The organism is Vibrio sp. 1457 (assembly GCF_033340195.1).
Classification (GTDB): domain Bacteria; phylum Pseudomonadota; class Gammaproteobacteria; order Enterobacterales; family Vibrionaceae; genus Vibrio; species Vibrio alginolyticus.
This window is the reverse complement of record NZ_JAWOWA010000018.1, coordinates 21,626-34,707: the sequence shown is the minus strand read 5'-3', so window position 1 is coordinate 34,707 and position 13,082 is coordinate 21,626. Positions and strand designations below refer to the sequence as shown.

Annotated in this window: 10 protein-coding genes; 4 read left to right on the top strand and 6 right to left on the bottom strand. The window is 46.1% G+C overall.

What is annotated here, in order from left to right; all coding sequences use genetic code 11:
- Positions 1 to 153 precede the first annotated feature (153 nt).
- The 5 genes from R7Z41_RS17340 to R7Z41_RS17320 form a co-directional block, all read right to left on the bottom strand.
- Positions 154 to 1,518, bottom strand: coding sequence for a TrkH family potassium uptake protein (locus tag R7Z41_RS17340; RefSeq protein ID WP_225477357.1), 1,365 nt, complete (start codon positions 1,516 to 1,518; stop codon positions 154 to 156).
- Between the two features lies 1 nt (position 1,519).
- A complete protein-coding gene (locus tag R7Z41_RS17335) occupies positions 1,520 to 2,173 on the bottom strand; it encodes a potassium channel family protein (protein ID WP_005375180.1) in 654 nt (217 codons plus the stop codon).
- Between the two features lie 151 nt (positions 2,174 to 2,324).
- Positions 2,325 to 3,023 carry a response regulator transcription factor gene (locus R7Z41_RS17330; protein ID WP_154203989.1) on the bottom strand — a complete coding sequence of 233 codons (699 nt, stop codon included), beginning with the start codon at positions 3,021 to 3,023 and terminating at the stop codon, positions 2,325 to 2,327.
- Complete coding sequence (locus R7Z41_RS17325; RefSeq protein ID WP_262647109.1) at positions 3,020 to 4,054, bottom strand: DUF4118 domain-containing protein; 1,035 nt, start codon at positions 4,052 to 4,054, stop codon at positions 3,020 to 3,022. The genes R7Z41_RS17330 and R7Z41_RS17325 overlap by 4 nt, the downstream gene beginning before the upstream one ends.
- Positions 4,055 to 4,291: 237 nt before the next feature.
- Positions 4,292 to 6,145 (bottom strand): ABC transporter ATP-binding protein, encoded by a 1,854-nt coding sequence (locus R7Z41_RS17320; RefSeq protein ID WP_213903447.1) that lies wholly within the window; start codon positions 6,143 to 6,145, stop codon positions 4,292 to 4,294.
- A 145-nt stretch (positions 6,146 to 6,290) separates the two neighbouring features.
- Here R7Z41_RS17320 and R7Z41_RS17315 point away from each other — a divergent pair, with 145 nt between their 5' ends.
- From R7Z41_RS17315 to fhuB, 4 genes are read left to right on the top strand one after another with little or no spacing between them, the layout of a single operon-like run.
- Complete coding sequence (locus tag R7Z41_RS17315) at positions 6,291 to 8,393, top strand: TonB-dependent siderophore receptor (RefSeq protein ID WP_132936302.1); 2,103 nt, start codon at positions 6,291 to 6,293, stop codon at positions 8,391 to 8,393.
- A 51-nt stretch (positions 8,394 to 8,444) separates the two neighbouring features.
- Positions 8,445 to 9,230, top strand: coding sequence for an ABC transporter ATP-binding protein (locus R7Z41_RS17310; protein ID WP_005375174.1), 786 nt, complete (start codon positions 8,445 to 8,447; stop codon positions 9,228 to 9,230).
- Entirely contained in the window at positions 9,221 to 10,150 is a 930-nt protein-coding gene (locus R7Z41_RS17305) for an iron-siderophore ABC transporter substrate-binding protein (RefSeq protein ID WP_170893377.1), read from the top strand. Before R7Z41_RS17310 ends, R7Z41_RS17305 begins: the two co-directional genes overlap by 10 nt.
- Complete coding sequence (gene fhuB / locus R7Z41_RS17300; RefSeq protein ID WP_225477353.1) at positions 10,147 to 12,114, top strand: Fe(3+)-hydroxamate ABC transporter permease FhuB; 1,968 nt, start codon at positions 10,147 to 10,149, stop codon at positions 12,112 to 12,114. Before R7Z41_RS17305 ends, fhuB begins: the two co-directional genes overlap by 4 nt.
- A 95-nt stretch (positions 12,115 to 12,209) precedes the next feature.
- On the opposite strand, the gene R7Z41_RS17295 is transcribed toward fhuB, so the two are convergent.
- A complete protein-coding gene (locus R7Z41_RS17295) occupies positions 12,210 to 13,058 on the bottom strand; it encodes a mechanosensitive ion channel family protein (RefSeq protein ID WP_005375171.1) in 849 nt (282 codons plus the stop codon).
- Between the last annotated feature and the right edge of the window lie 24 nt (positions 13,059 to 13,082).

Genomic DNA, 13,082 nt, shown 5'->3' with positions numbered 1-13,082 from the left:
GACAATTTATAAATGATAAAAAATAGAGATGAATCATAAATTGTTGTGAGAGAGACTGCCGTATACAGTTTCGTGGCTACAACGAGCACAAAAAGAGGAGCAGTTACTCCTCTTTTGCCTAGCCTTTTGCTCACTTTCTTCGAGTTAGCCCATTTACCCTATTGCCAATTTAGTGCTCGCGTAACGCGCTTTTTTCTTTCTTGGACTGGCTAAGAAGTACGCCAAAGTAAGGGGGCCTAATCGTCCCATAAACATCATGAAGATGATCACTAACTCACCCGGTTCGGATAAACTGCCCGTTAAGCCTCGCGACAAACCAACCGTACCCAGTGCCGAGACTGCTTCGAACATAATGTCTAACATAGACGCTTTCTCTGTCAGTAACAGCGTGAATATGGCAAACCAAGTCACCCCCACCGAGATCAGAGTCAGCGCCAATGCCTTGCTGATGGTCTCTTTGGGAATCTCGCGTTGAAAGGCATAGGTTGCTTCATCGCGACGCAAATAGCTGTAAGTTGCCAAGACCAATACCATAAATGTCACAACTTTAATGCCACTTGCCGTACTCAATGAACCACCGCCGATAAACATCAACACCAGAATGATCGCCGTTGTGGCATCTTCCAACTGATCGATAGCTAAAGTATTGAACCCCGCCGTTCTTGGCGTCACCGCTTGAAACCACGATGCCCACCATTTCCCTGCTTCGCTCAAAGGGGCAAGCGTGTTGGGGTTGTCATATTCAATCAGGTAAATCGCGATAAGTGCCACCACGTTAAGGGTCACCGTGCCTAAGATCATCATTCGACTGTAAACGGTGAGTCGGTGCCAACGGCGATTGCGTTTTAAGTCAATCCAAACCGAGAAGCCTAAACCACCAATAATGAACAAACTGGTAATGGTGAAGTTAACGATCGGGTCGTCCACGTAAGGCATTAAGCTATCGGCACTCAACGCAAAACCTGCATTGTTAAACGCACTGATGGTGTAGAAGAAACCATGGAACAAACTGGTTTCCCAGCCCAGCTCTTCACTCCAATAAACGCTCAAAATAGTGAAACCAATAAGTTCAACGAGCAGAGCGAACATCAATACAGATTTAGCAGTGGCAATGAGTGTCGATGAATCAGTCTGGTTGAACGCCTCTCTCGCGACTGCTCGCTCCAAAAAGCCAATTTTTCCGCCCAGAGCCAGCAAGGTCACGATAGCAAACGTCATCAAACCTAGGCCACCACATTGAATCAGGAAAGCAATAACCACTTGCCCAAAAGGCGTAAACGCCGTGCCCGTGTCCACCACAACTAATCCCGTCACCGTAATGGCCGATGTTGCTGTAAACAGGCTTTGAATCCAAGTGATGGGCTCTGTGGTGGCAATCGGCAGTTTGAGTAAGACCGTGCCGAGCATGATCAAGCACGCAAAGCTGAGGCTAAGTATTAATGGCGGTGCGCCCAACAATTTTTTGCCCGCTTTGGGTTTTCGCTCGATTGGGATAACAGAGGGATGCCACAAAACCATGTTACACCAACCTTGGAGCGACGTATTTCAGCTCAGCGCGACTACCGCAAAGCAGCAGCGTGTCGAACTCATTAAGCACAAACTCATCATTGATATTGGTGTAGACGGCTTCTTCGCGCTTCACCAAGATAGGCTGAATGTTGTAACTGCCTCGGCTGATCAACTTAGAAAGCGGCGTATCGTGCAGATTGGATTTAACGTGGATTTCCACCACATACAAGCCATGCCCCATTTCCAAATAGTTGTTCACCATCGGATAGTTGAGTGCCTGCGCGACTCTTACGCCCATCTCCTCTTCCGGATGAATAATGCGTTGTACACCAAGCTTAGACACGATGGTGTGGTGTGCTTTGGTGCTCGCTTTGACCCAAATGGATTTCACACCCAGATTTTTCAGAGCCAGAGTACACAACAAACTGGCTTGCATGTCTTCGCCAATCGCCACCAACACCACATCACTGTTTGCTAACGCTAACTCTCTGAGTGCACCTTCGTCTGTTGCGTCACATATGACCGCTTGCGTTAACTCTTCGACGTATTTTTCGACGATTTTCGGGTCGCTATCCACCCCCGTTACGGTGTGTCCAAGATGAATAAGTTCTAAGCTGGCGGCAACGCCAAATCGCCCTAAACCAATTACTGTAAAGTGAGCCATATCAATACCTAACTGTGTTTTATATATAGAAAATGCTAATGCGTTAAGGGCTAGACTGATTTTCCGTCGCGGAAAATAGGCAACACGAATCCTGTTCGAGTGCTGATAACCAGCACTAAACCTTGGCATTAACGTTGATTAAATTTGGAATTTAGTGGTGCTTGGACGTCTCAAGCACTAAACGATAACCCAGCCCCGGCTCGGTTTTTAATAGCCGCTGTTCGTCAGCACTATCGTTCAGTTTTTTGCGTAGTTGACTCACTAACACGCGTAAGTAGTGAGTGTCTTCGACATGACTTTTTCCCCAAATCACCGCTAGCAAATGAGTTTGCTCAATGAGTTTTCCCGGCTTGAGAATCAACTGTTCAATGAAAGAAAATTCTTTCTTGGTGAGTGGAATTTCCCTCTGATCCAACCAAAATTGGTGGGTGCTTTTGATGATTTTGACTCGGCCAGCCACCAGCTCATCAGCGATGGATTTCTCATCCACCAAATCTCGAACCAGCACTTTGATGCGCGCGATGAGCTCTTTTACGCCAAAAGGCTTGCTTAAGTAATCATTCGCGCCCGCTTCTAAAAGGCGGATTTTTTCCTCTTCTTGATCGCGAGCTGTCAGCACTAGCACTGGCGTTTTATACGTCTGACGAAGCGTAGTGAGAAACTCCGCCCCATCGCCGTCGGGCAAGCCTAAATCTAGCAAAATTACGTGCGGCGAATGCGCTTCGAAACACGCTTTGGCTTCTGCAATGGTACTCGCGCCAATGTAATCAAACCCTTCAGCAGACAGCGAAATTCGAATAAAGGTATGAATGCGAGGCTCATCGTCCACGACTAAAACTTTGTAACTCACGCCTGCTCTGCTCCTTGATTGAGTGGAAGTCGAATGCGGATCAGCGTCCCTTCTGATACTGGCATAGATTGAATCTCTCCTTGGTGTGCGGTGATGATGCCTTTGGCAACCGCGAGTCCCATTCCGGTGCCTGAATCGGCCGATTTGTTGTTCACACCGGAATAGAAAAGGCTGAATATTTTTTCCGCATCTTCAGCTTTGATGCCAATCCCCATGTCCCGAACATCAATCACGCACGACGAACCCTGCTTAGAAAGTGAAACCTCAACAGATTCATTCTCTGGCGAAAATCGCATGGCATTATCCAGCACATTAAAAATCGCTTGTTCGATGAGCGAACGACTTACTGACAAATAGCCAACGGCATCATCCATATTCATGGATACTTTCTCGGTGTAATTCGGCAAACGAGAAACCGCATCCCGCACAATATTCGCAATAGGCTCATCTTTTTTGGTAATTTTTAATGTGCCGTGTTGGAGCTTAGTCGCCTGTAAGAGGTTCTCTATATATTGATGCAAGCGGTGGCTTTCTGAAGTCGCACTGTCGAGCAATTCTTTGCGCTCTAAGTCATTGAGCTTGGGCATGTACTCGTTGAGTGTGGTCAGTGTTCCAATAATGGTTGCCAGCGGCGTGCGTAGGTCATGGGACACCGATAGCAGGATGCTGTTTTGCAGCTTGGTTTGTTTTAACTCTCCCTGCTGGCGACGATAAAGATCCGCAAAGGTGCTGGTGATAAATGCCACCACCATAAACACGACTAAATTAAAAATGTCTTCCGGACGAAACATCTGCAAAGAGTAACGAGGTGTCGTAAAAAAGAAGTTGAAGCTCAGCGCTTCGATCACCGCCGCCGCATAAGCGAATCGCGAGTTGCATTGAAACGCCACTACCACGACCGCTAACTGTAAAATCAGCAGGACTGCGGCTGTAGAGCCAAACAGTTGGTCTAACAGCCATGAGACGACAACCGCACCAACAATCACGGTAGTAGAAAAGAGAAAGGTGTTATCTCGCCATTGAACAAACATAAAATACATCAACCAAAATTCGATGTAGAAAACTTTAGCAAAAGCCCATTCGGAGTTCGCGTAAAAAAAGCGTAAAAAATTCAATAACGACAGTGAGTTATAAACATAATCATCATTAAGTTGGCCTAACTCAATGAATAATCACAAGTTAACGTTGCCCATTAACGCCTACTTACTCGGTATAAACGACAGACACAAAAAAGAGGAGCATTTGCTCCTCTTTCGTGTAGCGTCATATTAGATGACTTGCAGTTGAGCATCACCTTGCTCAGACAAAAATCCGCCGGTTTGATGCTTCCACAACTGAGCGTAAACACCACCCAATTGCAGCAGCTCGTAATGCGAGCCTTGCTCAATGATTTTGCCGTCATCCATTACAATCAAACGATCCATCGCGGCAATCGTTGATAAACGGTGAGCAATCGCAATCACTGTTTTTCCTTCCATCAGAACTTCAAGGTTTTCTTGAATTGCCGATTCTACTTCTGAATCAAGTGCAGACGTTGCTTCATCCATGATCAAAATTGGCGCGTTTTTCAGCAGAACGCGAGCAATCGCCACACGTTGACGCTGACCACCAGACAGCTTCACACCGCGTTCACCCACTTCAACCTCATAGCCAACGTTACCTTGCTCGTCTCGTAGAGATTGAATGAAATCATGAGCATGTGCTTTCTCAGCAGCTGCGATAACGGCATCCATTGAAGCACCTGGATCACCGTAAAGAATGTTCTCTTTAATTGAACGATGCAGCAAAGAGGTGTCTTGCGTGATCATACCGATGTGTTGGCGAAGCGACTCTTGTTCAACTTGAGAAATGTCCTGTCCATCAATACAAATCTTACCGCTATTTACGTCGTAAAAACGCAGCAACAAGTTGACCAACGTGGATTTACCTGCCCCAGAGCGACCGACAATGCCGACTTTTTCGCCCGGTTTAATGGTCAGATTCAAGTTCTCAAATACTGCCTTTTCATCACTGTAGTTAAAACCTACGTGATCAAAGCAGATCTCACCTTGGGAGATTTGCAAAGGCTTAGCATTTGGTACATCTTTCACTTCAACATCGTTTGAAATCGTATTGATGCCGTCCACTACCGTGCCAATGTTTTCAAACAGCGCGCTAACTTCCCACATGATCCACTTCGACATACCTTGTACGCGCAATGCAATACTGATGGCAATCGCAATAGCACCAATTGTTACAGCGTGATCTAGCCATAGATAAACCGAAATGGCACTAATAGACATCAGCAGCAAATAGTTGATGGCATCCACACTAAACAGTAAACAAGTCACCATGCGCATTTGGCGGTAAACCGTCACCAAAAATTGCTTCATGCTGCTTTCTGCGTATTCCAACTCTCGTTGCGAGTGCGCGAATAGCTTTACGGTAGATATGTTGGTGTAAGAATCGACAATGCGCCCAGTCATTACAGAACGAGCATCCGCTTGCTCCGTCGCTACTTGTTTCATTTTAGGGATAAAGTAGAACTGGATAACCGCGTACATTCCTATCCAAATCACAATAGGCAACATTAGCAAACCATCAGCTTCGCCCATCATCCAGAGCATCGAAAGAAAATAAACGCTGATATAAACCAGTACATCCACCAGCTTCATGACCGTTTCTCGTACCGCTAACGCACTTTGCATCACTTTGGTCGCAACTCGGCCTGCAAAGTCACGCTGGAAAAATCCAACCGCTTGTTTTAGCAAGTAACGGTGAATCAACCAACGGATAGACATCGGGTAGTTACCCAATAACGTTTGGTGCATCACCATTGAGTGGACAAAACCGAGAGCTGGCATCACAACCGCCACTAAGAACAGCATCATTAGCATGCGATCACCCTGGTCTTGCCAGAATGTTGCGCGATCTTGATTAGAGAGAATATCGACGAGCTCGCCCATATAACGCAACAGCGTCACCTCAGTAATGGCAATAAGCGCACTGAACACAGCCATAACGAGTAAAGGGGCTTCAAAGCCACGAGTGTAAAAACGACAAAAGCCAAATAGCGTCTTCGGTGGCTTTTCGGTTTCCATCTGGGGAAAGGGTTGGGTCAGCTTTTCAAACCAATTGAACATAACAATGACTTTAGGTACCGCGAATGAATTTGCGAACGTTTTACTATCTTTTGATACAAAAGTCAGTAAAATACCGAAACAAAAGCTCAAATGATAATAATTACAATTAAGCTTAGCGTTAATCATAATTATCGGGAATAGATTTATGCAAAAGAATAACTCACTGACCATCGCTATCCGCAACGCGTTGGTTTGTGCTTTAGCACCTACAGCAGTGGTTGCATTCACAGCACAAGCTCAAGAAGACGTCGTACAAGATGACGTGATTGCCATGGAGACCATAACGGTCACCGCGCAAGCACTTAAAGTAGAAACCCCTGCAGCAGAAACGCCGCGCAGCGTATCTATCATTTCTGAAGATGAACTTCGTGTTCGTGCACCGAAAAAGCTAGATGAAGCATTACGCTACACGTCTGGTGTAACCGCTCAGCCTTATGGCGCAGACAACGACACTGATTGGTTCAAAGTTCGTGGATTTGATGCAGCGACTTACCTAAACGGCAACCGCCTATTCCGCGATGGTTACTACACATGGTTGGTCGAACCTTACGGCCTAGAAAGTGTAGAAGTCGTTAAAGGTCCATCGGCTATTCTGTTTGGTGAATCGGCACCAGGCGGTATCGTGAATGCTGTTCAGAAAAAACCAACGTTTACGCCTCAAGGCGAAGTAAAAGTCGAAGTTGGCAACAACCAACACCAATCCGTAGGTTTTGACATTGCTGACGAAGCAAACGACGCAGGCACTGTGCGCTATCGTTTGGTTGGCTTGATGACAAGCCAAGATGGTGAACTGGACGGCACAAATAACGAGCGTTTCTACCTAGCGCCAAGTGTCGAGTTCGACATTTCTGACCGTACAATGCTGACCGTTTTGGCAACTTACCTTCATGATGACGGTGTACCAACTAACCCATTCTTCCCGGCAGCAGGTACTCTGATTGGCTCTAACTTTGGCAAAATCGATCCTTCGACTAACCTTGGTCAGCCAAACTACGATAAATACGAACGCACGCAGTTTTCTCTAGGTTACTTACTAGAGCACGACATCAATGACACGTGGTCACTCTCGCAAAACCTCAACTACGGTTCGAATGAGTTGTACTTGCGCAGCTCTTACGCGTTCTCAAACAACGATCCAGCGAAAGAAGAGTTAACGCAAGGCATCGTATTCCGTGACGGAAAAAACCAGAGCATCACGTTCGATAACAATGCTGTCGGCAACTGGATGACAGACAACGCAGAGCACACAGTGCTTATCGGTATGGATCTGCAATTCCACAAAACCGATGGCGACGAGCAGGACAACTACGCATTTGGCACCATCAATCCGTGGAACCCAGTTTACGGCAACTTCACCCCTCTTGATCCTGCCAACAACGTGAAACGTGAGATTGAGAAATCTCAAGCAAGTCTCTATTCACAATACCAATTGAAACTGCATGAACAGTGGATTGGTAACATCGGTGCTCGTTACGACTGGGTGAAAACAGAAAACTCTGGCAAAGGCGCTACCGTTGATCAAAGTGAATCTCGTGATGATGGTCAGCTCTCTCTAAGTGCGGGTGTGATGTACCTTGCAAACAATGGCCTGTCACCTTACGCAAACTACTCTCAGTCGTTTGAAGTGATCAGCACTATTGATGCGGCAACCAATGAACTTTACAAACCGCTGGAAGGCGAGCAAGTAGAAGTGGGTGTAAAGTATGAGCCAAGCTTTATGGATGGCTTTATCAACCTTGCATGGTTCGACATCACGCAAAAGAACGCGTTGGTCACTAACCCATCAACATGGATTGCGACACAAACAGGTGAAGTGACATCTCAAGGTGTTGAGCTAGAAAGCACGGCGCAGCTAACAGACGATCTAAAACTGATGGCAAGCTACACCTACACTAAAGCGAAAACAGATGAGAGCTTTGGCCAAGGTAAAAAACAAGCCGCACTTATTCCTGAGCACCAAGCTTCTGCATGGGTAGACTACAGCGCCTACAGCCTGATTCCAGGCCTCAATATCGGTACTGGTGTGCGCTACGTAGGTGAGTCAAAAGATAACCCTAAGAGCTCGAACCTAACGGTTCCTTCAGTCACTCTTTGGGATGCGTCAGTCACTTACGACATCACTTCACAGTGGCAAGCACAGCTAAACGTGAACAACATCCTAGATAAAGAGTTTGTTTCAGGTTGCGATTACTGGTGTTACTACGGCCAGTCTCGCTCTGTTATGCTAAACGCAAACTACCGCTGGTAATTGTACTTCTACTCCCCTCTATTGAGGGGAGTTTTCTCCTAAGAGCCATCCATGTTTCAACTGTCTAATATTGAGATCGTGCGAGGTGGACGTCAGATCCTCGGCATCGAACAACTTAACATCCCAACAAATGAGCTAACGGTCGTTTTAGGCCATAACGGTTCAGGTAAGTCGACACTGGTGAACCTGCTTTCTGGTCAAATGTCGCCAGATAAAGGTACGGTAACACTAAACGATACTTCCCTTTCATCACTTAAAACCAAAGAGTTGGCAAAACAGATCGCCTATTTGCCACAAAAGCTGCCCTCTTCAGCTGGTTTAACGGTCGAAGAGCTAGTGCGCTTAGGTCGCTTTCCGTGGCGTGGGGCACTTGGTCGTTGGAAAACCGAAGACAAACAGATCATCACGCAGGCTATGGAACGAACAGGGGTTACACCTTTTGCTCAAGCTTTGGCGGATGACTTATCGGGCGGTGAGCGCCAACGTGCTTGGGTGTCTATGCTACTGGCTCAACAATCGCCAATTTTAATTCTCGATGAGCCAACCTCGGCGCTCGATGTTCACCATCAGTTTCAACTAATGGCGCTGCTGGCAGAACTGAATCGAACCGAGAATGTAGGCATTATCGTGATCCTGCACGATCTGAACTTAGCACTGCGCTACGCCACCCACATTGTTGCGCTCAAAAAAGGTAAAATTGCCTTCGAAGGCAACGCCGACATGTTGTTAGACGAGGCACGCCTTTCTAAACTATATGAGTCACCAATTAAGCTGATTGAGCACCCAAGCCCGGCTAACACATTAGCGAGCCAAAAGGTGGCTGTTGTATGCGCATAATGGCTCGTTTACTTACCGTGGTTACACAATCTGCTTTTCTCCTCGCATTTTTTATGACCAATGCACATGCAGTCATCACCGTTACCGATGAATATGGTGAGCATAGTTTTGAGCACGCGCCACAACGCGTTGTTGCCTTAAACTGGGACATCTTAGAACAAGTTTTGGCGCTAAACGTAGAACCAATCGCAGCCCCAAATTTACCAGGCTACCGCCAATGGGTCGTCAATCCAACTGCACCAGTGTCAATTGAAGATATTGGAACCCGAGCAGAGCCCAACTTAGAAAAAATAGCCAGTTTGAAACCAGATGTCATCCTTGCTGCGTCTCCACAGCAAGACTTGATTCCGTTACTCAAACAAATTGCTCCGGTAATCTATTTACCTAATTTTTCTGAAAATGAGGCCGCAGCTGAAACGGCCATTCGTCACTTTCGTACGCTCAGCAAGCTATTCAATAAAGAGGCACTTGCTGAACAGAAACTGGCAGAATTAGATGCTTCATTTGCGCAGATGCGCCAGCGAATTCGCCACTATTACTCTGCTCCACTCAGCGTTCTTGTGATGCGATTTTCAACCCCGAATACTGTATTACTTGCAACCGAAAACTCCACCACTGACTACGTGGTTAGAAAACTGGGATTACAGGCTCCAATTAAAGAGGACCCACGTGCGTGGGGAGTAAAGCAAGATCGAATCAATCGGCTTCAGGGCCTCAAAAACAGCTACGTTCTCTACGTACAGCCTTTCCCAGAAGAACGAAAACTGAAAGAGTCGCCACTTTGGCAAGCGATGCCGTTTGTGAAAAAGCAGCGGGTAAATTCAGTCAGAGCAGTGTGGGCGTATGGCGGTGCCATGTCTTTGCAATACACCGCTGAAGCGATTACCGACAGTCTAATAGAGTTGGCACCAGAACAATGAGAACGAAACATTATATTGGTTATCTGGCGCTGATTACGTTACTTAGCGTCTTTAGCCTACAAATTGATACTAATTTATCACTTTTCGAACAATGGCAATTATTAACAAAACCAGAGGTAGCAACCGAGTTTCGTGATGTATTCTTTACGCAAGCGCAGCTTCCTAGGTTAAGTATGACCCTGCTTGTTGGTGCCATGCTTGGTCTCACCGGCAGCTTAATGCAGCAATTAACGCAGAATAACCTCACCTCGCCGTTGACTCTTGGCACCTCTTCTGGTGCTTGGCTTGCATTAGTCGTGGTAAACATTTGGTTCGTCGATTGGGTAGCCGATTACTCTGCATTAGCCGCAATGGTGGGGGCTTTAGTGGCGTTTGGCCTGATCGTATCAATTGCAGGCGTGCGTAATATGACAGGTTTGCCGCTGGTCGTTTCGGGGATGGTGATCAATATCTTGCTTGGTTCTATCGCCACAGCCATTATTATTTTAAACGCCCAGTTCGCACAGAATATTTTTATGTGGGGAGCAGGAGACCTCTCTCAATACAGCTGGGATTGGTTTGAGTGGTTATTACTTCGCTGCGCTATCGCAATCGTAATTTTGATCGTCGCACCACGTATTCTGACCTTAATGAAACTAGGACAAGAAGGCGCAGCAGCCCGAGGCTTAGCGGTATTACCCGCGTTTGGTGCATTAATGGTGATGGGTATTTGGCTGGTATCTGCCTCAATCACCGCAGTTGGCATTATCAGCTTCATCGGATTACTGACACCCAATATTGCCAGAGCGATGGGAGCAAGAACACCGCGCGACGAATTGATCAGCAGCATGCTTTTGGGCGCAATGCTACTAATCATCACAGACTCTGCCGCTATCTCGCTGAGCTTATGGTTAGAGGAAACCATTCCTAGCGGCGTAGCGGCTGCAGCTATTGGCGCTCCCGCTTTAATTTGGTTTACTCGTAAAAAGCTGACGGCAACCGATCAACTTAACCTTTCAATGAGCCAAGGAAAAACGGCGCTTTCTAAACGCGCGGTATGCAGCATTGCGCTATTCAGTCTGGTTGGGATTCTAGCTTACTCATTCGTTACCCATGGTATAAACGGAATTCAATGGTCTGTGCCAGGTGAGTTCCAATGGCAATTGCGTTGGCCGAGAATGTTAACCGCACTCTCTGTCGGTATTGCGCTATCCGTTGCCGGAATCATTTTGCAACGCATTGTTTATAACCCTCTGGCAAGTCCCGATATTCTCGGTGTGTCTTCCGGAGCCACGTTTGCCATTATTACGACAGGAGTCATCGCTGGGTCGCTTCTCTCCGCATTTAGCTGGGGTATCGCTTTTTTCGGAAGTATGTCCGTATTGATGTTATTGCTGGTTATCGGTAAACGAAGCCATTTTAATCCATCTAACTTCGTGTTGTCCGGCATCGCACTAACGGCACTATTAGAAGCCCTCGTTCAATTTTTGCTAGCTCAAGGCTCAGGTGACAGTTACAAAATTTTATTGTGGCTAACTGGTTCTATTTATCGAGTCACAGCCGACACCGCACTGATGCTATGTTTGGCCATAATAGTTCTGCTTGCCGCTGTATTCTCGATTTCTCGTTGGCTAACACTAATTTCCATCGGGCGACAATTCTCAAATGCACGAGGGCTTAACCCTACCGTAGCCAATACGCTTATGCTCACCATCGTTGCTTTGTTATGCGCCTTTTCTACCGCTACAGTTGGTCCAATATCTTTTGTTGGCTTGGTCGCTCCCCATATGGCGATGATGTTAGGAGCAAGAAAAGTGAAAGAGCAACTGTGTGTCGGTGCCTTAATTGGCGCAACCCTAATGTTGTGGGCAGATTGGCTAGGACAAATCGCTATTTATCCAAGTCAGGTCGCAGCTGGCACGTTGGTCGCTATTATAGGCAGCACTTACTTCCTATTTTTAATGCTGAAGAGTAAATTCAGCTAAGTTGGGAATATTGTTACAGCCTAAAAATACGCTAAGAAAAACAAACCCCGCTATTTTGATAGCGGGGTTTGAAATTAAAGGCGAAGTACGATGCTCTATTCTTCTCGCACTACAGGAAAACGTTGCTCATAAAGTTCCATAAAGTCCTTACGAATTAAGTGCTCTAAGTGGTTCGCTTTATCGGTTGGGCAGAAAATCATCACGTGCAGAATTTGTTCACCATTAATGTTGCTAGAAATATGCATATGTGGCTCAGAACCAGGAAGGTCAACACCAGCATGTTTTTCAATCATCGCATTGTAACGATGTGCAACATCAGCAAAGTAACTGCAATGTTCTTCAATTTTATCAGTTAAAATCGGTAGCAGTGGATACAAATTGACGAAGTCTTTCACCACTACAGAAAAGTTGTGGTAAACGTACCGCTTCATGAAGTTGAGGTTCTTTACTGGATAGGTAAAGAACATACTATTAGGCAATGTCGCTGTTTTGCCGGTGTAATGATATTGCCCATGATGCAGGTCGATCTCTTGAATCACCGTCGCCATCATATTGTGCTCAATCACTTCACCGCATAACTTCCCGACCTCAATCCAGTCCCCAACGCGAAAAGAACGTGAACTTGCTCTTTGAATCGAACCCGTAAAACACAAAATGATTTCTTTGGATGCCACTACAATGGCAACGGCAATCGCCGTTACACTCAGAGCAAACTCGTTAATTTCTGATTGCCATAAAATAAATAAAATCAGTAATGTAACAGCAAAGGTGCCATTTTTAGTTCTGGACATCCAACTACGCTGATCTTCTGAGAGAAAAGCGTGATCACCACGAATCATCGATAAAATTGCACGACGAATTAACCACATAATCGCAAAGATCAGTGCGGTAAAAATCAATTTATGAGTGAGAAGAAAATCGACGACTAACTGCACTTTCTCCATTACCCGACTCCCTGTTTGGTTTAG

What these genes read in the sequence shown, in the direction of transcription:
- R7Z41_RS17310 (WP_005375174.1), top strand. Translation starts at nt 8,445, where the DNA reads ATGTTTCAACTGTCTAATATTGAGATCGTGCGAGGTGGACGTCAGATC.
- R7Z41_RS17320 (WP_213903447.1), bottom strand. Translation starts at nt 6,145, where the DNA reads ATGTTCAATTGGTTTGAAAAGCTGACCCAACCCTTTCCCCAGATGGAA.
- fhuB (WP_225477353.1), top strand. Translation starts at nt 10,147, where the DNA reads ATGAGAACGAAACATTATATTGGTTATCTGGCGCTGATTACGTTACTT.
- R7Z41_RS17305 (WP_170893377.1), top strand. Translation starts at nt 9,221, where the DNA reads ATGCGCATAATGGCTCGTTTACTTACCGTGGTTACACAATCTGCTTTT.
- R7Z41_RS17325 (WP_262647109.1), bottom strand. Translation starts at nt 4,054, where the DNA reads ATGTTTGTTCAATGGCGAGATAACACCTTTCTCTTTTCTACTACCGTG.
- R7Z41_RS17340 (WP_225477357.1), bottom strand. Translation starts at nt 1,518, where the DNA reads ATGGTTTTGTGGCATCCCTCTGTTATCCCAATCGAGCGAAAACCCAAA.
- R7Z41_RS17335 (WP_005375180.1), bottom strand. Translation starts at nt 2,173, where the DNA reads ATGGCTCACTTTACAGTAATTGGTTTAGGGCGATTTGGCGTTGCCGCC.
- R7Z41_RS17295 (WP_005375171.1), bottom strand. Translation starts at nt 13,058, where the DNA reads ATGGAGAAAGTGCAGTTAGTCGTCGATTTTCTTCTCACTCATAAATTG.
- R7Z41_RS17315 (WP_132936302.1), top strand. Translation starts at nt 6,291, where the DNA reads ATGCAAAAGAATAACTCACTGACCATCGCTATCCGCAACGCGTTGGTT.